This is a genomic window from Alteromonas aquimaris (genome assembly GCF_026183695.1).
Taxonomy (GTDB): Bacteria; Pseudomonadota; Gammaproteobacteria; order Enterobacterales; family Alteromonadaceae; genus Alteromonas; species Alteromonas aquimaris.
On the sequence record NZ_JAPFRD010000009.1, the window covers coordinates 83,937 to 107,710 of the forward strand.

At 44.3% G+C, this 23,774-nt stretch carries 17 protein-coding genes; 8 read left to right on the forward strand and 9 right to left on the reverse strand.

Annotated features, from left to right (window positions below; translation table 11 throughout):
• Positions 1 to 92: 92 nt before the first annotated feature.
• Together ggt and OPS25_RS06590 are read right to left on the reverse strand one after the other, a co-directional pair.
• Positions 93 to 1,844: a gamma-glutamyltransferase gene (gene ggt / locus OPS25_RS06585; protein ID WP_268741409.1), complete on the reverse strand. Its 1,752-nt coding sequence runs from the start codon at positions 1,842 to 1,844 to the stop codon at positions 93 to 95.
• Positions 1,845 to 1,872: 28 nt separating this feature from the next.
• Positions 1,873 to 2,634, reverse strand: coding sequence for an enoyl-CoA hydratase (locus tag OPS25_RS06590; protein ID WP_265616854.1), 762 nt, complete (start codon positions 2,632 to 2,634; stop codon positions 1,873 to 1,875).
• A gap of 158 nt (positions 2,635 to 2,792) precedes the next feature.
• Here OPS25_RS06590 and rrtA point away from each other — a divergent pair, with 158 nt between their 5' ends.
• Positions 2,793 to 3,404 (forward strand): rhombosortase, encoded by a 612-nt coding sequence (rrtA, locus tag OPS25_RS06595; RefSeq protein ID WP_265616855.1) that lies wholly within the window; start codon positions 2,793 to 2,795, stop codon positions 3,402 to 3,404.
• 47 nt (positions 3,405 to 3,451) lie between these two features.
• On the opposite strand, the gene OPS25_RS06600 is transcribed toward rrtA, so the two are convergent.
• The gene (locus OPS25_RS06600) at positions 3,452 to 5,935 is read right to left on the reverse strand and encodes a S9 family peptidase (RefSeq protein ID WP_265616856.1); all 2,484 of its coding nucleotides are present in this window, start codon (positions 5,933 to 5,935) and stop codon (positions 3,452 to 3,454) included.
• 159 nt (positions 5,936 to 6,094) lie between these two features.
• Here OPS25_RS06600 and OPS25_RS06605 point away from each other — a divergent pair, with 159 nt between their 5' ends.
• Complete coding sequence (locus tag OPS25_RS06605) at positions 6,095 to 6,637, forward strand: glutathione peroxidase (RefSeq protein WP_265616857.1); 543 nt, start codon at positions 6,095 to 6,097, stop codon at positions 6,635 to 6,637.
• Between the two features lie 322 nt (positions 6,638 to 6,959).
• On the opposite strand, the gene OPS25_RS06610 is transcribed toward OPS25_RS06605, so the two are convergent.
• Complete coding sequence (locus tag OPS25_RS06610; protein WP_265616858.1) at positions 6,960 to 8,213, reverse strand: cystathionine gamma-synthase family protein; 1,254 nt, start codon at positions 8,211 to 8,213, stop codon at positions 6,960 to 6,962.
• Positions 8,214 to 8,834: a 1-acyl-sn-glycerol-3-phosphate acyltransferase gene (locus tag OPS25_RS06615; protein WP_265616859.1), complete on the reverse strand. Its 621-nt coding sequence runs from the start codon at positions 8,832 to 8,834 to the stop codon at positions 8,214 to 8,216.
• 280 nt (positions 8,835 to 9,114) lie between these two features.
• Between OPS25_RS06615 and OPS25_RS06620 the strand changes: the two genes are divergently transcribed.
• Entirely contained in the window at positions 9,115 to 10,308 is a 1,194-nt protein-coding gene (locus tag OPS25_RS06620) for an amino acid aminotransferase (RefSeq protein WP_265616860.1), read from the forward strand.
• Between the two features lie 101 nt (positions 10,309 to 10,409).
• Here the strand turns inward: OPS25_RS06620 and OPS25_RS06625 are convergent, their stop codons facing one another.
• Complete coding sequence (locus tag OPS25_RS06625) at positions 10,410 to 11,525, reverse strand: response regulator (RefSeq protein ID WP_265616861.1); 1,116 nt, start codon at positions 11,523 to 11,525, stop codon at positions 10,410 to 10,412.
• Positions 11,526 to 12,117: 592 nt separating this feature from the next.
• Here OPS25_RS06625 and OPS25_RS06630 point away from each other — a divergent pair.
• Positions 12,118 to 15,279: a TonB-dependent receptor gene (locus OPS25_RS06630; RefSeq protein WP_265616862.1), complete on the forward strand. Its 3,162-nt coding sequence runs from the start codon at positions 12,118 to 12,120 to the stop codon at positions 15,277 to 15,279.
• Between the two features lie 254 nt (positions 15,280 to 15,533).
• Here the strand turns inward: OPS25_RS06630 and clpA are convergent, their stop codons facing one another.
• Entirely contained in the window at positions 15,534 to 17,810 is a 2,277-nt protein-coding gene (clpA, locus tag OPS25_RS06635) for an ATP-dependent Clp protease ATP-binding subunit ClpA (protein WP_265616863.1), read from the reverse strand.
• Positions 17,811 to 17,833: 23 nt separating this feature from the next.
• On the reverse strand, positions 17,834 to 18,154 hold the full coding sequence (gene clpS, locus OPS25_RS06640; RefSeq protein ID WP_265616864.1) for an ATP-dependent Clp protease adapter ClpS: 321 nt from the start codon (positions 18,152 to 18,154) through the stop codon (positions 17,834 to 17,836).
• 197 nt (positions 18,155 to 18,351) lie between these two features.
• Between clpS and cspD the strand changes: the two genes are divergently transcribed.
• Positions 18,352 to 18,570, forward strand: a complete 219-nt coding sequence (cspD, locus tag OPS25_RS06645; protein ID WP_169211691.1) for a cold shock domain-containing protein CspD — start codon at positions 18,352 to 18,354, stop codon at positions 18,568 to 18,570.
• Between the two features lie 236 nt (positions 18,571 to 18,806).
• Here the strand turns inward: cspD and OPS25_RS06650 are convergent, their stop codons facing one another.
• On the reverse strand, positions 18,807 to 21,029 hold the full coding sequence (locus tag OPS25_RS06650; RefSeq protein ID WP_265616865.1) for an NADP-dependent isocitrate dehydrogenase: 2,223 nt from the start codon (positions 21,027 to 21,029) through the stop codon (positions 18,807 to 18,809).
• 305 nt (positions 21,030 to 21,334) lie between these two features.
• Between OPS25_RS06650 and OPS25_RS06655 the strand changes: the two genes are divergently transcribed.
• The 3 genes from OPS25_RS06655 (at position 21,335) to hflD (ending at position 23,762) form a co-directional block, all read left to right on the forward strand.
• On the forward strand, positions 21,335 to 21,895 hold the full coding sequence (locus tag OPS25_RS06655) for an rRNA large subunit pseudouridine synthase E (RefSeq protein ID WP_265616866.1): 561 nt from the start codon (positions 21,335 to 21,337) through the stop codon (positions 21,893 to 21,895).
• Positions 21,896 to 22,014: 119 nt separating this feature from the next.
• Positions 22,015 to 23,136 (forward strand): tRNA 2-thiouridine(34) synthase MnmA, encoded by a 1,122-nt coding sequence (gene mnmA, locus OPS25_RS06660; protein WP_265616867.1) that lies wholly within the window; start codon positions 22,015 to 22,017, stop codon positions 23,134 to 23,136.
• Between the two features lie 2 nt (positions 23,137 to 23,138).
• Positions 23,139 to 23,762 (forward strand): high frequency lysogenization protein HflD, encoded by a 624-nt coding sequence (hflD, locus tag OPS25_RS06665; protein WP_268741410.1) that lies wholly within the window; start codon positions 23,139 to 23,141, stop codon positions 23,760 to 23,762.
• Positions 23,763 to 23,774: the final 12 nt, after the last annotated feature.

Sequence of the window (23,774 nt, forward strand, 5' to 3'; positions counted from 1 at the left end):
CATTTCCCTTTTTGTAAAGATAAGCAGAGTGTAGTGGGTTAAAGTATGGCTTACTGTTACTTTATGTAAGAAAATGTTAACAATCTAACATTTCATCGCCCCACTGCAATTCCTTCTCGTCGTGGATCGGCACCACCAACCAGCTTGCCATTACGGATCTCTATTCCATGCAAGCCGCTATTTAAATCCATTACTCTGACTTTATGACCCCGCTGGATCAGTGCAGGTTCTAATTTTTCTAACCCTGTTCCTTTCTCGAGTGCCGTATAATCATTGCGGTTGGTAACTTTAGGCAGATTTATCGCTTGCTGGATATTTAAATCATAATCCAGGACGCCGATAAGCGTTTGGGCCACGTAACTTACAATACGGCTTCCCCCAGGAGACCCCACTAACACTTCTAACTGCCCTTTATCGTTAAAAACCATAGTAGGACTCATTGCGCTACGAGGACGCTTTCGAGGCTCTACTTTGTTAAGAACCTGATAACGATCCTTTGAGGGCTGAAACGAAAAATCGGTCAGTTGATTATTCAGTAGGAAGCCTTCTACCATCAGTCCTGAACCAAACATAAATTCAATGCTGGTGGTCATGGAAACAGCGTTCCCTTCTTTATCGACGATAGTGAGATGGCTCGTATTAGGCTGTTCTACTGACATACCTATGCCAATTTTCGCATCCGCATAAGGTCTGCCAGCGCGTACCTGACGCCACCGTTTATTCAGCCTGACATCCTGACTACGACGATTAAGGTAGGCGGTATTGATAAGCGCGGCAAAAGGCAGATTGGTAAAGTCGGAATCAGCGATAAACTGCTCACGATCCGCGTAAGCTAAGGCGGAAGCTTGGCTAAAAAGATGTATAAACTCAGCGCTTAATAACTCAATCTGTGACAAATCATGGCGTTCGAGCATTTTTAATATCTGATAGACGTTGATGCCCCCAGAACTGGGAGGTGCCATGCCACAAACCGAGAATTCTCTATACATACCGCACACAGGGTCGCGTTTAATAGCCTTATAAGCAGCGAAGTCCTGTTCCGTCATACTGCCAGGGTTAATCTTCGATGAATTGACTTCTTTGACTATTTTTTCTGCCAACCTTCCTTTATACATATAGTCGGCACCCTGCCTGGCGATCTGCAGCAGTGTGCGTGCCAGGGGTCTGTTTTTTCGAATAAAACCCTCAGACAACGGTTTCCCGGAAGGATAAAAGTACGAAGCGCTGGCGGGAAACTTTTTCAATCCTGGGTGGTAATTAAGCGCAACGAGATCCGCTAAACGTTTGGAGACTCTGAATCCTTTATCCGCAGTGTTGATGGCATCATTAAACAGATCTTTCCATGCTAAATGTCCAAACTCGTTCTGGGCCATTTCCAAAGCCTTCATCACACCGGGCACCCCCACAGACTTTCCGCCCACTACAGCATCAATCCATTTCATCGGTTTGGTGCCATTCATAAACCAATGGGAGTTAACATTGGCTGGCGCCGTTTCCCTGCCATCATATGTATGCAATGTTTGACTTTTATTATCCCAGTACAGGATAAATGCGCCGCCTCCAATACCAGAGGATTGAGGTTCAACCAAAGTGAGCATGGCTTGAACAGCCACAGCGGCATCAATAGCTGATCCCCCCTTTTCGATGATATTTCGGCCCGCCCATGACGCATAGGGATTGGCGGTCACCACCATATAGTCTTTCGCAACAAACGCTTTTTTTTGTGTATAGCCAGTAGCAGCTTCAGGTTCAGCTCGGTTTACCGAATCCTGTGCTATCGCTGTAAACTGAAATAAAAAACAAAGAAGACCCGTACACACCCTACGGAAAAACGTGGTAGTCAAATTAACACCTATTTAAGTTCGTTTTTAATTATTTAAATTTTGTGCGATCGACCGGGCGCTTTTCCAAAAATGCAGAAAATGCTTCTTTAGCTGCCTCGGTGGTCATTGCTTCCAAAAGAATATCTAACTCTGTATTCATTTGTTGTTGAATTGCGTCGGTCTCATTGGAAAGTAATTGTTTAGTCTGCGATAACGCAAATGCAGGTTTTTCCGCCAAAGCCTGACATATCGCTGAAACGGTACCTTCCAACATCTCTGATTCAATAATCCTGCTGACTAATCCAAAATTCATCGCTTCCTGGGCATCGAACGGTTCCCCAAGCATCAGCCATTCACTGGCTTTTCGTCTACCTGAAAGACGTGGGAGGATATAACTCGATGCATATTCCGGGACCAGTCCAAGATTGATGAAGGGCAATACAAATCGAGTGTCTGGAGCACAGTAGACTAAATCACAATGTAGTAGCAAGGTGGTACCGATACCAACGGCCAGACCATGTACTTGCGCCACTACCACTTTGTCACATTCAATTAGTGCTTGCATGAACGCCACGGTATCCGTCACATTGTCGCTGTCACTGTGATTGGCAAAGTCATGAATGTCGTTACCGGCTGTGAAACAACTCCCTGCCCCATCAATTCGTATTACCCGAATAGTGTCATCCGCACGGGCTTGAGTGAGTGCTTCAGCCAGTTGCCTGTACATGTCTCGGGTCAGCGAATTTTTTTTGCTCTCACGGTTCATAGTAAGACGCATGACACCTTTCTCAGTTTTTATTTGAATACTCATAGCCTTCCTTATTTGCGAATTTGGGGCACCTGAATAACCCGCTAAGAAAACATCAAGCGTTAAAAATTGCGCTTCATCTACTTAAACGTGTCTTCGGTACTATAATTTACGTTATCATAGCGCGCTTAGCCAATTAGCAAAAATGTCATACCAAAAATATGTTTAAAAAACCTTCCCGCCCGGCCAATTTTACAGGTCCGTTAATTATTGCACTGATGGCAGTAGTTCTCTACCTGTTGGAACCTGCTGCAGGCCAGTTGTTGGCATACGATCGTTACGCAGTTCAAGGAATGGAAACCTGGCGAATGCTTAGTGGAAATCTAGTGCACACCAATGGCGTTCACCTATTATTAAATCTTGCAGGCTTAGCACTGTTATGGGCGCTACACGGGGAACATTATTATCTACCGACATTTTTACGGGTATTTTTATGGGCCTGCGTGGGTTGCAGTATCGGAATTTATTTTTTCTCTGACAATTTAATTTGGTATGCGGGTCTATCGGGCGCTTTACATGGCGTCTTTGTGTGGGGCGCATTTAAGGACGTAGAAAAAAATATTCATTCTGGCTGGATTCTCTTGGCGGGCGTTGCACTTAAGATTGTTTATGAACAAACCACTGGCGCAAATGCGGAGTTAGAACAATGGATCGACGCGGCAGTGGCGATTGATGCGCATTTATATGGCGCGTTAAGCGGCCTCTTTTTATTTATAATAATGCGTCTGCTTAATACCTTCGGTACACGCTGGGCACTATTAACTCAAAAATAATTATTATCCTAGAAAGCCGCCATCCCAGAGGATGGCGGTGGGGGCAATTAAAGATGCGTTTCGAACAGCTTATAAATTCTGCGATATTCGTCCAACCATGAACTAGGTTGCACAAAGCCATGCGGCTCTACCGGATAAATAGCCGTTTCGAAATTTTCTTTTTCCAATTCAATCAGACGTTGTACCAATCTTACGACATCTACAAAAAACACGTTGTCATCCACCATTGGCGCATTTATAAGCAGTGGCTTAGTCAAGCCCTCTGCAAAATAAATCGGCGAACTGCGCTCGTAAGCAATGGGATCGATATTGGGGGTGTTAAGAATGTTAGCCGTATAGCCGGTATTATAATGCGCCCAATCACTTACCGGTCTTAACGCTGCGCCAGCCTGAAACAGATCTGGTTCGTTGAAAAGCGACATGAAGGTCAGGAAACCACCATATGATCCCCCGTACGTTCCAATTCGCTCTCTATCTACATTGGCATTTTCAACAAGCCAATTTACACCATCTTTAAGATCTTGCACCTCTGGCGTTCCCATTTGACGATATATTGCGGTTCTCCAGTCGCGCCCGTAACCTGCCGAAGCGCGATAATCCATATCTAATACGACATAGCCTTGCTGCGCCAACATACTGTGAAACATATATTCACGAAAATACCCTGACCAACCAAGATGAGCATTTTGCAGATAGCCGGCCCCATGGTTAAACACCACTGCTTTACGCGGTGCCCCCTGTTCGTAGTTGTCAGGTAGATACACGCGAGCATAAATAGGCTGCGTAGTGTGACTCGAATTAATGGCAACAACCTGAGGGGCGGTCCATGGTAGTGATAAATATTTATCACTAACTGTATTGGTGACTTGCACAGGCGCCTTATCACTATCGATTCGACTCAGGTAAAGTTCAGGTGGACGGGTAACTTTACTGTGGGTTAATAGCAGATGTTTTTCGTCCGGACTAAGTACGTATTCTGTCACCCCATTTAAATCGGTGAGTGTTTCATGTTGCTTCGTGGTCAGATTCACACGGTATATTTCGTAGATCCCTGGATGTTTTTTATTCGCTTCAAAATAGATCCAATCGTCATCCCGCGTCAGCGTGGGATTGTCCACAATGTATTGTCCTGACGTTAAAGCCACCGGCGATTGGCCCGGTTGCTGAACATAAAGGTGTGAATAGCCGGTGTGCTCAGATTGGAAATAAAGGGTTTCACTTTGATGAAGCCAGCCAAATTGATTAAATCGATAGTTAATCCACGCGTCATCATGCAGGCGATGCTGATTAACTAATTTTTTACCTTTAAAATCAACCGTCGCGATCCAGCGATCTTTGTTGTCCCATGCTTCCAGCATCAGGGCAACCTGCTGACCATTTTGATGCCACCTTACCGAGGGCTCAGTCCAGTACCAGCTTTCCAGTAGGGTAATTTCCCTCGGTAAGCGATTTACTTGATAAGTTTCCCCTTTGGCCTTCGCATTTTCTGCTTTAACTTCAGCTAACACATCTTCGTTATAGCCAGGCAAAACGGAAAATGCTAACTTGTGTTTTTGGTTGGTGCGTAAATCAACCAACCAGACGTCATGATTCTCAGGCTCAGCGTCCGCCACACGTTGGCGCGCATTAATTGACGTAATACGGCCGTTTTCTTGAATATAATGAGGCATGATATCGCTGTCACTGCGCCAGGGTTTGTCTTCTGTGGTTACCACAATGGCAAAATTAGCAGCCGGAGAAACCGTTGCCGTTACCAGACGATGCTTTTTGTTGAAATAGAGAGGCTCAGGGGCAAACGCTTTATTCGCTGCGACCAACTTTTTATTTTCATCATACAAAATCTGGCGATCGTTGCGCTTGTTTTTGATGTATTCGATTAATTCAATTTGCTGTTCCGCAATATAATCTTCAGGCGGCTTGACCGCTTCTGGTTTATCCTCGAATTTCCAACTAATTAATTGTTCTCGCACGCCGGTCCTGACGTCAATGGCAATAACTCGGTTACCGGTTTGTGCCATTAATCGTCCATCGGTCATAAAATTGATGCCGCGCAGGGCACTGCCGCCTCGGGTGAGTTGATGAAGCTTTTCGTCGGTGTACACAAAGATACTGTCTCCAGCGCGGATAGCTGTCATTGTACCGTCGGGACTAACCACTTTTTCATCGTATTTAAAGCGGTGGCGTTGATCGTAAGAAACCTTTGTCGCGTGGGAAGGAGTATCCAGATCCGCGGCAAATACATCGGTGATTGGTGAGCCTTGTTGCTTGCGCGTATAAACTAACGAGGATCCATCAAGGGAAAAACCTGGACTTTCAGGTTGCCGACCCAGCCAGTCCGGATCGGACATGATTTGTTCCAATGTGATAATATTTGCTGCGTTCCCTGCCATTTCCACCTCAGGGGTGACAGTGCGAACCACCTCACGCGATTGTGTTTCCACTTGCGTTTTTACTGAGTCTGTTGTGGTCATACAGGCAGACAATGCTGTAGAAATTGCGCCGACAGCAAAATAAAATGTGATTTTTTTCATATATTTTTCTGTAAATTGATTTAATGAGTATCCCGCCCCATTATACCCAGCGTTCGAAGCTGATGGTCAAGTTTGATCGTCAATAGTGTGGCTTTCAGCTTGCAGACTGGGGAATTTCCGCGCAAAATCAAAGTAACTACGTCGACAGAGATTACAGTTATGAGAAAAAGAGCCCTTACCCTGGCATTGGTATTGATGTCCTCAGCAGCCTTAGCGGATACGTGTCCCTCGGTGCTGAAGTTTATGAAGCGTAAGTTAAACTCTCAGGAAACGGTAAATTTATGCAAAGAGTTTCAAGGTAAAACACTGTTAATTGTGAATACTGCCAGCTACTGTGGCTTTAGCAAACAATTCAAGGGGCTGGAGGCTATGTATGAAAAATACCGGGATAAAGATTTTACGGTTTTAGGTTTCCCTTCACACGACTTTAACCAAGAAGCCAAAGATGAGAAAAAAACGGCTGAGCTTTGTGAACTCACTTACGGTGTCAAGTTCCCGATGTTCGAACCTACAGCGGTTAAGGGCGAAGACGCTGACCCTCTCTATAAAATGTTAGAAAAAGAAACGGGAGAAGAGCCCTCCTGGAACTTTAATAAGTATTTAGTCGACAAAAAAGGCAACGTATTAAAACATTACGGTAGCAGGGTAAGACCCACTGATCCTGAGTTGGTTGATGATATTGAACGGGCACTGAAGATGTAATGTGAGCTTATATTACCGTATTACAGTTTTTTATTTCACAGCCTGCTAATTAATTAACTAAAATGTCGGTTAACCATAAAAAAAGCCCCGCAACTCCTGCGGGGCAATCAAGCACACTCAACTTGGAACACACTTTAGCGAAAAAGTGTATTAAACATGATTTCAACATGACCACAAAATAACACTTTTTGCTAACTGCATAGGTTTAGTCAACGTTGCAGGCTAGAAGTTCCTCAGATCAGGTTGGCTTACGAGATTGCTAACTGCACGACCTAAAACACTTAATTCTTGATATTCAAAGGCTTACATTAAGATTTAATTATTAAGTGCTTAAGTTAAAATTATTTAATGCCTGCGTGAAGTCGGTTACCAAGTCGTCAATGTCTTCAATCCCCACAGAGAGCCTGATCATACTGTCTGCTATTCCCATCTGTTCTCTCTCTTGGGGGGTATTTTCTGAGTAAATCGTGGCCGCGACCGGCAAAGCCAGCGTGCGGTTATCCCCTAAATGCGTTGCGCAAATCACTAGCTTTAGGGAATTAAGAAAAGCGACCACATCTATGCTCTCATGCAAATTAATACTTAAAATGGCACCATAGCCTTCCTGAAAATGCTCACGGGCGATAAAGTGTTGTGGATGATTCGAAAGCCCGGGATAAAAGACATCTTGTATTTTTTCATGACTATCTAAAAACGTGGCTAACTTCAGTGCATTATCACACGCTTTTTGCATTCTTAGCGCTAATGTTTCCATGCCGATAGAAATAGCATGTGCGCATCCCGGTGCTAACGTTGCTCCCATGTCGCGTAACCCTTTCTTTTTGATTTGGGTAAGCCCCCATTGCGAAGGATCGCCATTTTTATATTGCTGCTGTATATTGGGATAGTGTTGCCATAAAAAATTTCCCGTATCAACGACTGCTCCGCCCAATACATTGCCATGTCCCGAGATATATTTGGTGAGTGAACTCAACACCAGTGACGCTTGCATAGCCTTTGCATCGAAAATGGCAGAGGGTGTCATCGTATTGTCGAGAATAAACAGGATGTCGCGTTCTTTACAGTAGCTTCCGATTGACTGAACGTCAGCCACCTGGGTCACAGGATTCGCGATAGTCTCACAATATACTCCTCGCGTATTGGGCTGGTATGCGTCAATAACCTCGGTTAATTTAGTGACATCAACATAGCTGATTTGTATACCAAACGATTCCAAAGAACCCATTAAACTGCGCGTATTACCGAATAAATAACGACTGACAATGAGATGATCACCTTGTTTAAGTAACGCGAGCAACGTACTTGAGATGGCCCCCATCCCCGTGGCAAAACACAATGCACCCACCCCATCTTCCAGTTTATTAATCATTTCCTGCAAAGCGCTTACTGAGGGTGAGGATGAGCGAGAATAAACATGACCGGGCTTTTTGCCCTGAAAGACATCGATAATCGCTTGGGCGTCTTTATACTCATATAGTACTGAATTAGTAGTGGGAGAATGCACGGCCCCCTGTTCAATATGGTTACTGGTTCGGTCAAGATGTACTAGCTGTGTGGTAATGCCTTGCCTGGTCACCTACTTACACTCCGTCACTTTGCATTGGGCTGGATATCTTGCTGTCACCGTAGCATAAAATGTATAAATTGTTTGCATTTGTTGTTCTACCTTGTCGTCAATCTGTAGGACAGGGCCAAATATAAGTCGTTTCCGCTTGTAATCTAATCCCACACATTGCACCGGCACACCGGCAGCCTGAGCAATATATAAAAAGCCTCTGCGCCAGGGAAAAACTGCCTTGCGCGTTCCCTCTGGTGCCAGCACCAACACTATTTTTTGCTGTTTGCGAATATTTTCAGCAGCTTGTGCTACTACACCATGTGACTGAGTTCTATCAACCGGGATCCCCCCTATACGTTTCAAAAACCACAGTAACGGTGGTTTGAACAAAGTGTGTTTACCAAAAAACGACACCTTCAAACGCATGGCTGTAATAATCAATACACCCAGTACAAAATCCCAATTAGAGGTGTGAGGCGCAAGCGTCAGCACCACCTTGGGAGCGGGTATCATTTCCCCTTGGGCTCGCCATCCCATAAGGTTTAATAGCCACTGACTAACGGAAGAAAATATCGTGTTGCCCCCCGATGGATATATGGCGGGTTTAAGGCGCGGTGTAATGAATTCTGAATTGGGCATGATTGATAATTTCTAACACCTTGATACTTAATATATTAGCAAAAACTATATTTGGATCTAGCGCAAAATTAAGCAGATTAGCAAGGCTCAATACCTGCCACGCCCAGTTACGCGTAACATCTTTCCTTTATCCCGTTTTCTGTAGACATATGATTACATTGCTATAAAGCCAGGTTGACGCCGCAAGTTAACAATTAATTTCTGTCAGCACTCGATCTTTTACCGAGCGATGGCATAATGCCCTTCACAGACATTCATTTTCAATTCCTAAGGAACCATTGTGTTTGAAGTGTTAACTCCCCTTGCTCCCGATCCTATTTTAGGACTTTCTGTTGCATACAACGAAGATAGTCACCCTCACAAGATAGATTTGGGAGTTGGTGTATATAAAGATGAGCAAGGCAACACCCCAATTTTAAAAGCAGTGGTGAAGGCGCAGCACAAATTGTTGGCAGCGGAAAAATCGAAGACATATATTTCTCCACAAGGCCATCAAGGTTATATAGATGGCATGCTTACATTATTACTCTCGGAAAAGAGTCAGGCATTGCGTAGCAACCGTGTAGCCGCCGTGCAGGCGCCTGGTGGCTGTGGGGCGTTGCGTATATTGGCAGAACTGATTGCGCGCGCGAATAAAAACGCAAAAGTATGGGTGAGTGATCCTACCTGGGCTAATCATATTCCACTCATTGGCTCCGCGGGTCTTGAAATCCAAACCTATCCCTATTTTGACAAAGCCACCGCAAGCATTAACTTTGATGCCATGATGGACACGCTACGCCAGTGCACGAAAGGCGATGTGGTACTTCTACATGGCTGCTGTCATAACCCAACAGGCGCAGACTTAACCAACGCCCAATGGGACGAAGTATTGCAGGTAGCAAAAGAGCGTGAGTTCGTTCCATTTCTCGATGTCGCCTATTTAGGCTTCGGTGATGGATTAAACGAAGATGCATATGGTATTCGTTTGTTAACTGATAATTTGCCAGAAGTCCTGATTGCCGCCTCATGTAGTAAAAACTTCGGGCTTTATCGCGAACGCGTGGGCCTAGCCGCAATCATCACCAAAGACACCGCTAATAAGCAGATTGTGCAGGGACAGATACAATCTGTGGCAAGAGGTATTTATTCCATGCCCCCCAGTTACGGGGGCGCCCTCGTTGATATGATCCTGAATGATGAACAACTAAAACATGAATGGATAACCGAGGTAGATGAAATGCGCAATCGCATGAAGTCGCTTCGCGCGATGTTAGTGGATCAGCTAGCTGCTAATGGTGCAGATCGTGATTTCAGTTTTGTGAATTCTCAAAAAGGAATGTTCTCGTTCTTATGCATTACTCCTGAGCAAGTAAGAGAAATCCGTTCACAACATAGTGTATATTTTGTGGAATCGAGCCGCGTTAACATTGCTGGTATTAATAAACAGAATGTTAAAACATTGGCCAAGGCGCTAGTTTCTGTAATTAAATAAAGCTCTGGTAAGGGGTGGTGGAAACCTGCCCCTTACCATTAAATTCACTTTTGATTAGCAGCGGGTAAACATTGGATAGGCAGGTAACAAATTCGTTAGAGCTAGTCCGCCGCTATCGCTAACTCATCAATTTTTGCTTTCAATCTAAACGTTACCGCATTTAACAGTGTGTCTAAATCGGCCATCCCTTCATGATTTGCTCTGGTCTCCAACTCTTTTTCAATGAGTTCTAAGAAAAAATTTTCCTGACTCTCTGTCAGCCCTAAATCGTGAAAACTTGAGTGAATTTTAGAACTTACCGTTTCCAAAATTGTGCGCATCTCTTTGCTCAAACTCAATACGTTCTCATTTAACTTGTCTAATACTACCTGCATATCTGAATGGGTGTCGAAAAGCGCTTGTTGCTGCAACAATTTTACATGCTGAGTACTGATTGCGGTGATGAGTTTAGCGCCCATATCCAGCACCGAATCGAAAACCTCTGGATCAGTAGCTCTTATATTTTTTATTAATAAAGACACATCTTTTTCATTAAGCATGATGCGTCTGCCAAAACGATAGATACGACCTTTATCATGGAGTACCTTAAATACGTTTTCTGTGGTTTCATCGCAAGGTTCAAGGTGAGTATCGAAATACTCAACCTGGCTTTCACTTCGCAAGGCCAGCGCACAATGAATGCCGCTTTCAGCTAACGTTGGCAACACTTTTTCAGCGATACTCTGACTGTCTGTCGCTTTACTGACAGATGCAGCTAGATCCATACCAATCCCATAAACCGATGCCTGATTTAACGCTGATTGAGTAGCTTCCTGAAAATCAAATGCTTGTTGTGTGGCCCCATGAATGGCTTCTATGCCCTTCTTGAGCGCTAATATATTTTCAGTAAACTGAATGATTTTATAAGGTTTGGTGAAATAGTAAGACACGCCCCCCTGAAACGCTTGAGCCATAGCATCTTCACTATCCTCCTTTGCCACCACAATAATGATAGGCTCTGAAAACTGCCCCTTTTCTACTACACACTGGCCTAATTGGTCGGCTGTTTGCTGTGCAATTTGCCATTCACAAATTACAAGTTGGTGATGGGTGGCTTTAAGAACCTTAATCGCGGTAGTAAAATCCTCAACTCGCGATAAATTGAAGTGCTCAGATAACGCTAATTCGTAAATTTCAGCTTGGGTATCGTCCGGCTCTACAATAAGTAAATTAAACATTCAACCTCCCTATCACTTGCTTATTTTTAAGACTTTGCGATGGCGAATCCTGCTAACACAGCCCATCAAAGCTACAGGTTTTAAATAGCAGGGTCTTCCCAGTATAGGAGATAAATTGAAAATACCGCTAACGAGCGAGGAATAATGACGATAAGTGAAGTAAACAGTTACGCGCTAGTGGGTTTATCTCGCTCATTTCTTCTATGCGGCTTAGTTTGCTCCGCACCCTGCCTGGGACCCTCTTAACCTCTACCAGTGAGCAAATATTAGCCCAAAGAGAGGTTTGAGTTGCCTTTTGACAAAAAATAAAGCTGCGTAATACTCTATATGTTGGTGGCTGAAATTGTGGAAGATTACCCTATCGTTAAAGCCGTCCCGCACTGATACCTCGAAGGTTTTTCTTATATTGATAAAATTTTGTGAAGAAAATTTTCAATTACGCTGGTATCATTCACGCCCGCAGTTATAGCTGACTTACCTAATTCAGCAAAAATAAAAAATTGGTTGCTGTTGTCATTTAATAGTAACTATCACGATTTAATAAAAATAATAATAACATTTGAGTAAATAACGCTTAGAGCGGAGAAAACACATGCTTAAATTAACCCGAGTAGCCCTTTTGGTTACAAGTGCACTTGTTGCAGCTGGCCAGGCTTCGGCACAAGAGACATCGTCTGAAATTCGTGGTCAGGTTGTAGATACAACCGGCAACCCAATTTCGGGTGCGGTAGTCGAAGTTATTCATACCCCTACAGGAACCAGAAAGGTTTTAACTACTACGGATAGCGGTATTTTCCAAACGTCAGGTTTGACCGTTGGTGGGCCCTACATTGTTCGCTTACAGGACGGCTCACAATATGAAGCACAGACCATTGATGACTTGTTTTTACAACTGGGACGCACAGCAAGTGTCTCGCTCACGGCTGCAGAAAGTCAACCAGAGTACGAAACCATTTCTGTCACCGGACAGGTTGCCATGGCTGGTGCGTTTAAGAAAGGGCCGAGCTCTGAATTTACTGAAGGTGATATTAACAAGACGCCCTCAATTAGCCGTGATATTAAATCGCTGCTTAAGCGTGACTCTAAAATTATTGTTGACCCCACCGCAGATGGTGGCCCAGCCATGTCTATCGCCGGTGGTAACGTACGAGGCAACAGCTTAACGGTAGATGGTGTTAAGCAAAACGATGATTTCGGCCTAAATAAGAATGGGTATCCGGGCCGTCGTACGCCTATCTCTCTGGACGCTATTGAACAGTTATCAGTAAACATCGCTCCGTTTGATGTCACCTATGGTGACTTCCAGGGCGGCAACGTGAACATTGTTACCAAATCTGGCACAAACGAATTTCACGGTTCCGCGTTCTATTTCCGTTCAGACGACAGCCTGATCGGTGATAAGAGTGAAGGTCAGGATCTTAACATTGGTGAGTTTAAAGAAGATACGTACGGTTTCTCTTTAGGCGGCCCAATTTTAGAAGATAAACTTTTCTTCTTTGCTTCCTACGAGAAATTCGAAGCCACTTCACCCTACTCGTTTCCACTAGATAATCAAAACGGCAGCATTGAACCTAATGAACGGATTGGGGTAACACAAGCCGATTTCGACCGCATTTCTCAAATTGCACAAAGCGTGTGGAATTATGATATCGGTGGTTACAACGTTCCAAAAGAAGAAGAAGATGAAAAGCTGCTGGTTAAATTAGACTGGTATATTAATGATGATCATCGCGCTTCACTGACTTATCAGGATAACGAAGGCAATACGGTTCGTGATTACTGGGTAGAGACCTTCCCTAACTCTAATATAGCCAGTGCCCAGTCCAACCGTTATAATCAGGCTGAAACCCTTGAGGCGGTTAGCTTACAAGTATTCTCAGACTGGAGCGAAGATTTTTCTACTGAAATCAAGGTTTCTAACAAAAAGGTAGTGACATCACAGGATCCACTGCTAGGGGCAAACTTTGGTCAGATGCTGATCACCACAGATAATGGTGGTCAACTGTATATTGGTCCTGATCAGTTCCGTCATGCAAATGAGTTGGACAACAACCGTCTGGCGTTAAAGCTAAAAGGTGATTACTACCTGAATGACGAGCATAAGTTGACCTTTGGTTGGGAACATGAAGAGCTGGAAATTTATAATTTGTTTGTTTTCGGTTCATTAGGCATGTCAATGTTTGATAGTGTCGACGCATTCGAAAATAATTTGGCCTTCCACGTATTCCAGAATTCATTGGATGGCAACCCGCGTAACGCTGTAGATGAGTTCGAATATTCTTTAGATACGTTTTATCTGCAAGATGAGTGGAATATCAATTTTGATCTGACGCTAACCTATGGCTTCCGTTATACAACCTATACCAATGATGACAAACCTGTTTTAAACGAGAACTTTGTTGAACGTCACGGGTACACCAATCAAGAAAACTTTGACGGGTTAGATTTATTCGAACCTCGTGTTGGCTTTACCTACAACTTCGATGACGAAACCATTTTCCGTGGAGGCGTTGGCCTGTTTGGCGGCGGCGGCCCGAACGTTTGGTTGTCAAATTCATACGGTAACGACGGGGTAAGAAAAGCATTTGCAGGTTGTTTTGGTAGTTGCTTTGATGGCAGAAACACACCGCCGGAAGTGCTAAGCATGTTAGAAATGGGCGGTTTTGCAGGCGTGATAGGCGCTGGCGACACCAACTCTATAGCGCCTGATTTTGAAATTCCAAGTGTCTGGAAATTAAACTTAGGGGTAGAACGTAGACAAGATATTCCTTACCTAGGTGAGGAGTGGACACTAAGTGCTGACTTTATATTGAGTGAAGTTAATAACGCGGCTATCTATCGCGAATTAAACCTTGAACAAGTCGGTACCGCCCCAGATGGTCGTCCAGTCTACAATCAGGTGGCACCTTTTGACCTTTCTTTAGAAAACACTGGCAAAGGTGGTGGTCAAGTATGGAGCTTTGGCGCGAGTAAAAGCTGGTACACCGACTATGGAATGTTTGGGTTAGATCTTGGTTACACCTATCAGGATATCGATGAGGTGAACCCAGGTAACGCATTTGTAGCGTTCGAAGGTTACTCAATGCCCGCTAACTTCGATTTCCAGTCAGAGACATTATATAATTCTGAATACGAAGTTCGTCACGCATTATCGGCAAACTTTAGCTGGAGTGAAGCGTTATTTGGTGACAGTTTGACAACGGTTAACGTCCTGTATACTGGTCGCTCAGGCAGACATTACAGTCATACAATGCGTTCAACAACGGCTGAATTCGGTGGCTTCGTTGCGGCTCCTTTTGCTGACTGGACTGCTTACAACTCCCAATCGCTATACATTCCAACAGATCCTAACGACTCAATTGTTACGTATGCACCTGGTTTTGACCAAGATGCGTTCTTTAACTATATCGGTGCAAACGATTGTTTAGCTGATAATGCTGGCACCATTTCGCGTCGCCATGCCTGTGAAAGTTCATGGATAAACCGTATCGACGTACGTTTTATGCAGGAAATCATGATCACTGACGAGCAAGCAATCGAAGTTATTTTCGATATTGAGAACCTGGGTAACTTGTTAAATGATGACTGGGGTCGTGCAGAAGGTTATGTACAGCCGTTTAATGCACCTGTGGTTGACGTTTCAGTTAATGATAACGGTCAGTATGTCTATGACAACTTCTCTGAACCACAGCCTTCAGTGGCCTCTGTGGCGTCAGTTTGGAAGGTTCAGTTAGGTGTGCGTTATAAGTTCTAATTGACGCGGTAAACAGAGAATACAGTCAGAAATAAGAGACCCTCTAATCGAGGGTCTCTTTTTTTAAATTCCTCCACCTTTCATAGCAGCGGTAAAAAGTTGCAGAATTTGACAACGTGTTTGTTAACTGCTTGAAAGTCAGAGTGGGATGCCGCCGACACTATGTTTGCGAAGCGCCAATGCATAAATAAAAAAAGCCCGACCTCATCAAGAAATCGGGCTTTGATATGATAGCTAACAGGAACATCCGGTGACTAGCTTTCTTCCGTTTCCTGCGTCTCAGAGTTTTGCATGTTATAGGTGAAACTTAGCTTTTCACCATCATAATCGACAATGACGTTCCCCCCCTTATTCAACTCACCGAATAACAGTTCATTAGCCAGCTCTTTTTTAATTTCTTCTTTAATCAAGCGTGACATTGGGCGAGCCCCCATGGCCTTGTCATATCCCTTTTCTGCAAGGTAAGCGCGAGCACCTTCGGACACCTCAAAGGAAACACCTTTCACATCTAATTGTGCCTGCAACTCAATAATAAACTTGTCTACCACTTGCAGAATGACATTGGCATCCAGATGATTAAACCAAATGATGCCATCAAGACGATTTCTAAACTCAGGCGAGAACACCTTATTTATTTCTGACATTGCATCGTGACTGTGATCCTGTTGACGGAATCCAATCGACTTACGAACCGTCTCCTTAACCCCCGCATTAGTGGTCATAACCAGCACCACATTACGAAAGTCAACCTTTCGCCCATTGTTGTCAGTCAGCGTACCGTGATCCATCACCTGCAACAAAATATTGTAAATATCACTATGCGCTTTTTCGATCTCATCCAGTAAAACAACCGAGTATGGATGTTTTATCACCGCATCAGTCAGTAAGCCGCCCTGATCAAATCCGACGTAGCCTGGAGGAGCACCAATTAAACGGCTTACGGCATGACGTTCCATGTACTCAGACATATCAAAGCGGACTAACTCCACGCCCATGATTTTGGCGAGTTGTTGGGTAACTTCTGTTTTACCCACCCCCGTTGGTCCAGCGAATAAGAAACTGCCAATGGGTTTAGTATCGGTACCCAAACCAGAGCGTGATAGATGAATCGCATCAGTCAGCGTTTCAATCGCTTTATCCTGCCCAAACACCACCATTTTCAGGTTACGTCCTAAATTCTGCAGCACCTCTTTATCCGAAGCCGATACAGACTTTTCGGGGATGCGGGCCATCTTGGCAATAATTTGCTCGATATCGCCCACATTAATCGTTTTCTTGCGCTTCGATTGAGGCAGTAATCGCTGACTGGCGCCCGCCTCGTCGATAACATCGATCGCCTTGTCCGGCAAATGTCGTTCATTTATATACTTGGCTGACAGTTCAGCAGCTGCTTGTAGGGCTTTTTGGGTGAAACGCACACTGTGATGCTCTTCGTATCGAGATTTAAGCCCCTGCAGAATTTTCGTGGTGTCACTCACACTAGGTTCGGACACATCAATCTTCTGAAAACGACGCGCAAGCGCTCTGTCTTTTTCAAATATACCTTGGTATTCCTGAAAAGTTGTTGAGCCGACGCAACGCAATTCGCCACTGCTTAATTTAGGTTTAAGCAGATTTGACGCATCCATCACCCCACCTGACGCTGCTCCCGCGCCAATGATGGTATGAATTTCGTCGATGAACAAAATCGCGTTTTCGTCTTTACTAAGTTCACGTAAAATTGACTTTAAACGCTTTTCAAAATCTCCTCGGTATTTAGTGCCCGCCAATAAGCCTCCTAAATCCAGGGAATAGATTGTGCTGTTTTCAATTACCGCCGGTACAGTTTCATGCTCTATCCGATACGCTAGCCCTTCTGCTATGGCGGTTTTTCCCACCCCGGCCTCGCCCACTAACAGAGGGTTATTTTTACGCCGGCGGCAAAGGATCTGAATTGTGCGTTCCAGCTCCGCATCACGACCAATAAGCGGATCTATTTTACCCTCTTTGGCCAGTCTATTGAGATCAGTCGCATACTTTGACAAAGCTGAGCCACCCTCTTCGGATTCCGCCGTTTCTTCACCCGGATCCGCCGAGCCCTCGCCTTCGTCGTCGGCTTTACTGACGCCATGACTGATAAAGTTCACCACATCCAGCCGCGTTACATCTGACTTTTTAAGAATATAAACAGCCTGCGATTCCTGTTCACTAAATATAGCCACCAACACATTTGCGCCTGTCACTTCATCTTTACCGGAGGACTGCACATGAAATACTGCGCGTTGCAGTACGCGTTGGAAGCCTAAAGTAGGCTGCGTTTCTCTTTCGTTACTTTGATCTTCTAAAATCAAAGGCGTGGTATCTTTCACAAATTCAATCAGTTCACTTTTGATTGAATCAATGTTGGCGCCGCACGCTTTTAACGCTTCCTTGGCAGCGCTGTTATCCAATAGTGCTAGCAATAGATGCTCTACAGTCATGAATTCATGGCGATGTTCTCTGGCAAAAACAAACGCTTCATTTAAGGTTTGTTCTAATTCTTTATTTAACATAATACGCGCCCTCTATTGGTTAACTACGCCTGCTCCATGGAGCACATAAGCGGATGTTGATGCTTACGTGCATACTGATTGACCTGCATAACCTTGGTTTCCGCCACTTCTGCAGTGAAAATTCCGCAGATTGCTTTACCTTGATAATGTATTGTCAGCATTATCTGATTGGCCTTCTCAGCATCCATATTAAAAAAGTGCATAAGCACCTCGACTACGAAATCCATTGGGGTGTAATCATCGTTATTCAATAACACCTTATACATCGGCGGCGGCTCAACTTTCTTGCGCACCGTTTCTCGTAACTTTTCTTTCTCAATACTTATCGAGTTGTCTTTACTCATAATCTAATCATAGTTGTACTCAGCGGATCATTTAGAATTTTTTTAATATTAATTCTTCAATTTAGCCTTGACATACGCCGGTTAAAATATCTACAGTTTGTTCTGTGATAGAGATTGTGACAACTTTATCACAGTGTCCTTAGCTTTATTGTGGGGACATATTTGTGTGAGTTCAAGGATTATGAGGAAGTCGAAGTATGGCGGTTGGTAAAGTAAAGTGGTTTAACAATGCAAAAGGTTTCGGATTTATCGTTCCTGAAGACGGTGGTGAAGATATCTTCGCGCATTACTCAACCATTCAAATGGAAGGTTATCGTTCTCTCAAAGCGGGTCAGGAAGTGACCTTTGAAGTACAGCAAGGTCCTAAAGGGCTGCACGCTGAAAATATAGGTTTAAAAGACGAACCTGAACGTTGAGTTCTAACCTGAATTAATTTTAAAGAAAAAGGTCTTTTATTAATTCCTTTTGAATATAAAAGACCTTTTTTATGGCTATTGACCGATTCCAAACAATGGGGTTGGCAAATAGATACAAACAGAAGCGATATGCTCCCTCTTCTGGATGATAGTGTTGTGCCATAATTAATAAGTGAACATTCCATAATATAAAAAAACCCGGTTGAAACCGGGTTTTTTATATGTATTACCTGAAGCTATTGCAGTATTTCATGCAACGTCTTACTTGGCGACATTGCCGAATACACTTTATCTTCGTCAGGATAATAATAACCACCAATGTCCTGAGGTTTACCCTGCGTGCTATCGATTTCTGCAATAATTGCATCTATCTTGGCAGAAAGCTTCTCATGTACTGACTTGAAGGTGGTTGCCAGTTCACTGTCTTCAGTTTGATTTGCCAGCTCTTGTGCCCAATACAAAGCAAGATAAACATGGCTGCCTCGGTTATCTAGCTCCCCGGCCTTACGACGGGGTGACTTGCCATTATTTAAGAGTTGCTCTGTGGCCTTATCAAGCGCACTAGAAAGAAGTTTGGCTCGATTATTACTTTGCTTATTAGCTAAGTCTTCTAACGAAACTGCCAGCGCTAAAAACTCACCTAACGAATCCCACCGAAGATGTCCCTCTTCAACAAACTGCTGAACATGCTTAGGCGCTGAACCACCTGCACCCGTTTCATACAGACCGCCTCCCGCCATAAGGGGGACGATTGACAACATTTTCGCACTGGTACCTAATTCCAGAATGGGAAATAAATCAGTCAGGTAGTCACGCAATACGTTACCCGTTACCGAGATAGTGTCTAAACCTCGAATCGCACGCTCCATGGTGTAACGGATCGCACGTACGGGAGACATGATCTGGATATCTAGTCCCGACAGGTCATGCCCTTGCAGATACTTATTCACTTTCTTTATAAGCTGCGCATCGTGTGCACGCTCATCATCAAGCCAAAACACCGCTGGCATACCTGACTGACGCGCTCGCGTGACAGCAAGCTTTACCCAATCCTGAATAGGTGCGTCCTTAACCTGACACATGCGCCAGATATCGCCCTGTTCGACATCGTGTTCAATCAACACTTGGCCATCTTGATCGATAATTTGTACTTTACCGTCAGCTTCCATTTCGAAGGTTTTGTCATGGGAACCATATTCTTCGGCTTTTTGTGCCATTAAACCTACGTTCGGCACGGTTCCCATTGTGGTGGGATCGAATGCACCATGGGTTTTACAGAAATTAATGACTTCCTGGTAAATCGTCGCGTAGGTGCTTTCTGGGATCACCGCTTTGGTGTCATGCGCTTTTCCATCTGGTCCCCACATTTGACCAGAATTTCTGATCATCGCTGGCATGGAGGCATCGACAATTACATCGCTTGGCACGTGCAGATTAGAAATACCCTTGTCAGAGTTTACCATCGCAATTGGTGGGCGATCGGCATAACACTTATTAATGTCTTTTTGGATCTCAGAGCGTTGTGACTCAGGCAAGCTCGAAATTTTATCGTAAACACTACCCAAACCATTGTTAGGGTTCACGCCGAGCTCGTTGAATAACTCACCATACTTGTCAAACAATTCTTTATAGAAGACTTTAACGCAGTGCCCGAATACGATGGGGTGCGATACTTTCATCATGGTGGCTTTTACATGCAAAGAAAACAACACGTTGGAGTTTTTCGCGTCTTCAATTTGCTCTTCGAAGAACTTGCATAAGGCATTTTTGCTCATAAACATGCCATCGATGACTTCATCTTGTTGCAGTTCTACTTTCGGCTTCAGGGTTTTCTTATTGCCGTTTTTATCCGTAAATTCAATGCTGACATGTCCGGCTTTGTCGATAGTAGTGGATTTTTCACTGGAGTAAAAATCGCCACCACGCATGTGAGCCACATGGGAGCGTGAAGCCTGACTCCACTCCCCCATTGAATGAGGGTGTTTACGCGCGTAATTTTTAACAGCAGTAGGCGCACGACGATCTGAGTTGCCCTCGCGCAATACCGGATTCACCGCACTTCCCAAAATCTTTCCATAGCGTTCACGAATCTCTTTTTCTTCGTCGGATTTGGGATCTTCTGGAAATGGTGGAACATTGAATCCTTTGGCGTTTAACTCTTTAATTGCGGCTCTTAACTGAGGGATTGACGCACTGATGTTAGGGAGCTTGATGATGTTTGCATTCTCATCTTGAGTCATCTCACCTAACTGGCTTAATGCATCCGGAATTCGCTGATCATCTGCCAGATAATCAGGGAAATTCGCTAATATACGTCCCGCGAGTGAAATATCACTCAGCTCAATTTCTACGCCTGCTTCGCCCGTAAACTTTTTAATTATGGGTAACAGGGAATAGGTGGCCAGCATTGGCGCTTCATCTGTTTTGGTATAGATGATTGTCGACTTGGCTTTAGTCATTATATACCTCAATGTTGTCGGTATTGTTTACCGTTTTCGTTCCGTTTTGATTTTTTGCTAACATAACCTCAAATTCTTGCTGATTGCTTATAAGTCATGCAACAAGTGTTATGATTTACGTAAGACCTTCTTAAAATGGTCAGGAAATTACGCCAAATACCTCAGTGAACAGGTTATATTAAAAACCGCGCCCATTAGTATAGGGTCGATTATCTGAGTTACAAGTCATACCAACGGGTTATAGACGTTACACACCTCTTAAATGTGAGCTTTTCACAAAAAATGTAAGGATTATCTGACGCTCTATGAAAAAACAGACAAAATCAACCTCTTCGACCATCGTTCTGTTTAATAAGCCATTTAATGTGCTTACTCAATTCACCGATGCCGATAACCGCCAAACGCTGAAAGATTTCATTGATATCCCAAATATTTACGCAGCAGGCAGGCTTGACCGTGACTCCGAAGGCTTACTCGTATTGACTAATGACGGCAAGCTGCAACATAAACTCACCCACCCGAAGGCGAAAACCAGCAAGACATACTGGGTACAGGTGGAAGGTATACCTGATGACAGGGCAATTAAGGCCTTACAGGGTGGCGTGGAACTAAAGGATGGCCTAACCCAGCCTGCCAAAGTAAAGATTATTGACGAACCTGCTGTTTGGCCCCGTAATCCACCGGTCAGGTTTAGAAAACACATTCCCACTACCTGGCTAAGCATGACGATAAGTGAAGGTAAAAATCGCCAGGTACGCAGAATGACAGCACATGTTGGCTACCCTACCCTTCGTCTCGTTCGCTATCGCGTAGGCAACTGGACCATTGATGGTATAAAGAACGGTGAATATGTAACACTCAGTTAATCCTGTTGTTACGTCCAGTTTACTTGCATAAGAAAGCGCACCCTGCACGTGCCATATGCCAAATATTCTGTTAAAATCCGCGACTTTTAGTGACCCTCTGAGGATACAAGGTAGACGCCGTGTCAACATCTTCAACACCCATTACCGACCCAGCTGCGAAGAAAGTCATCGTAGGAATGTCTGGTGGCGTAGATTCATCCGTCTCCGCATACCTGCTCAAAGAGCAAGGCTATCAGGTAGAAGGCCTGTTTATGAAAAACTGGGAAGAGGATGATAACGACGAATATTGTGCCGCAGCAGAAGATCTCAAAGATGCCCAAGCCGTGGCGGATAAACTTGATATCCCTTTGCACACAATTAATTTTGCCGCTGAATACTGGGACAATGTATTTGAGTATTTCCTGGCGGAGTACAAAGCGGGACGCACACCCAATCCGGATATTATGTGCAATAAGGAAATCAAATTTAAAGCATTTCTTGAATTTGCCGCAGAGGATCTGGGCGCTGATTATATTGCCACCGGGCACTATGTTCGCCGACGTCATCAGCATGACAACTGGCAACTATTGCGTGGATTGGATGACAATAAAGACCAGAGTTATTTCCTCTACACACTGGGCGAGCATCATGTTGCCAAAACGCTCTTTCCGGTAGGCGAACTTGAAAAACCGCTGGTGAGAAAGATTGCGGAAGAGCAAGGGCTTATCACCCATGACAAAAAAGACTCCACTGGAATTTGTTTTATCGGTGAGCGTAAATTCAAAGACTTCTTATCCCGTTATCTCCCCGCACAACCTGGGCAAATCGAAACAGCCGAAGGTGAAGTAATTGGTAAACACGAAGGATTGATGTACCACACGCTGGGACAACGCAAGGGGCTTCACATAGGCGGCTTAAAAGAGCACGGTGACGATCCTTGGTATGTCGTGGATAAAGACGTAAAAAGAAACGTTTTAGTGGTTGGACAGGGCGCGGACCACCCTCGCCTCTATTCGAAAGGGTTATTGGCAAAGCAGCTTCATTGGGTGGATCGCAAAGCGTTGACCACGCCCATAAAAGCAATGGTTAAAACACGTTATCGCCAAGCTGACATTTCATGTACCGTTACGCCCATTGGTGAAGACGAAATTGAAGTGATGTTCGACTCCCCCCAAAAAGCAGTAACCCCAGGCCAGTCAGCCGTTTTTTATCAGAGTGAAGTCTGCCTGGGTGGTGGAATTATAGAGAGTTATATTCGTTAATTATGACACCTCAAATTGAACAACATTTAGCTCTGGCAGGAGTTTGTCAGGCGGCAGCTTTGGTTAAGCAACTTGCGCGCAAAGGTTCAGTTGATGAACGCGCTTTTGAGGCTAGTCTTTCGAGCATATTAGTCACCGATCCTGATACCCCACAACAGGTTTTTGGCAGCCTTGAAAATTTAAAGTTGGGTTATCAGACTTTAGTTTCTCAATTATCAGATAAGTCCACCTCCAAGGATACTGAGATCACCCGCTATGTGGCGAGCATCCTGGGACTGGAACGCAAGCTGGCGGGAAAACAGGAGGCACTCGATGAACTTGCTAAGAGGATTTCCCACGTTCAACGTCAACTGGCACACGTGGATTTTGAAAATACGCAAATCACTGCAGCATTAGCTAGTATATATAGTGATATCGTGAGCCCTTTGGCACCTAGAATTCAGGTGGCGGGAAATCCAGAACATCTTAGTAAGGTGACCAATCAACAACGCGTACGCGCCTTGTTACTGGCGGGGGTTCGCGCCGCCGTCATGTGGCGCCAAATGGGCGGTAAGCGTCGCCAAATTCTGTTTAAACGCAAACAAATTTTACACAGTGCTTATGAAGCACTTAAGTTAATCAATTAATCGAGGTGTAAC

Excerpts from the sequence above, each read along its gene's own strand:
- OPS25_RS06590 (WP_265616854.1), bottom strand. The coding sequence starts at position 2,634 with ATGAGTATTCAAATAAAAACTGAGAAAGGTGTCATGCGTCTTACTATG.
- rrtA (WP_265616855.1), top strand. The coding sequence starts at position 2,793 with ATGTTTAAAAAACCTTCCCGCCCGGCCAATTTTACAGGTCCGTTAATT.
- OPS25_RS06600 (WP_265616856.1), bottom strand. The coding sequence starts at position 5,935 with ATGAAAAAAATCACATTTTATTTTGCTGTCGGCGCAATTTCTACAGCA.
- OPS25_RS06605 (WP_265616857.1), top strand. The coding sequence starts at position 6,095 with ATGAGAAAAAGAGCCCTTACCCTGGCATTGGTATTGATGTCCTCAGCA.
- OPS25_RS06615 (WP_265616859.1), bottom strand. The coding sequence starts at position 8,834 with ATGCCCAATTCAGAATTCATTACACCGCGCCTTAAACCCGCCATATAT.
- OPS25_RS06625 (WP_265616861.1), bottom strand. The coding sequence starts at position 11,525 with ATGTTTAATTTACTTATTGTAGAGCCGGACGATACCCAAGCTGAAATT.
- OPS25_RS06630 (WP_265616862.1), top strand. The coding sequence starts at position 12,118 with ATGCTTAAATTAACCCGAGTAGCCCTTTTGGTTACAAGTGCACTTGTT.
- clpA (WP_265616863.1), bottom strand. The coding sequence starts at position 17,810 with ATGTTAAATAAAGAATTAGAACAAACCTTAAATGAAGCGTTTGTTTTT.
- clpS (WP_265616864.1), bottom strand. The coding sequence starts at position 18,154 with ATGAGTAAAGACAACTCGATAAGTATTGAGAAAGAAAAGTTACGAGAA.
- cspD (WP_169211691.1), top strand. The coding sequence starts at position 18,352 with ATGGCGGTTGGTAAAGTAAAGTGGTTTAACAATGCAAAAGGTTTCGGA.
- OPS25_RS06650 (WP_265616865.1), bottom strand. The coding sequence starts at position 21,029 with ATGACTAAAGCCAAGTCGACAATCATCTATACCAAAACAGATGAAGCG.
- OPS25_RS06655 (WP_265616866.1), top strand. The coding sequence starts at position 21,335 with ATGAAAAAACAGACAAAATCAACCTCTTCGACCATCGTTCTGTTTAAT.
- hflD (WP_268741410.1), top strand. The coding sequence starts at position 23,139 with ATGACACCTCAAATTGAACAACATTTAGCTCTGGCAGGAGTTTGTCAG.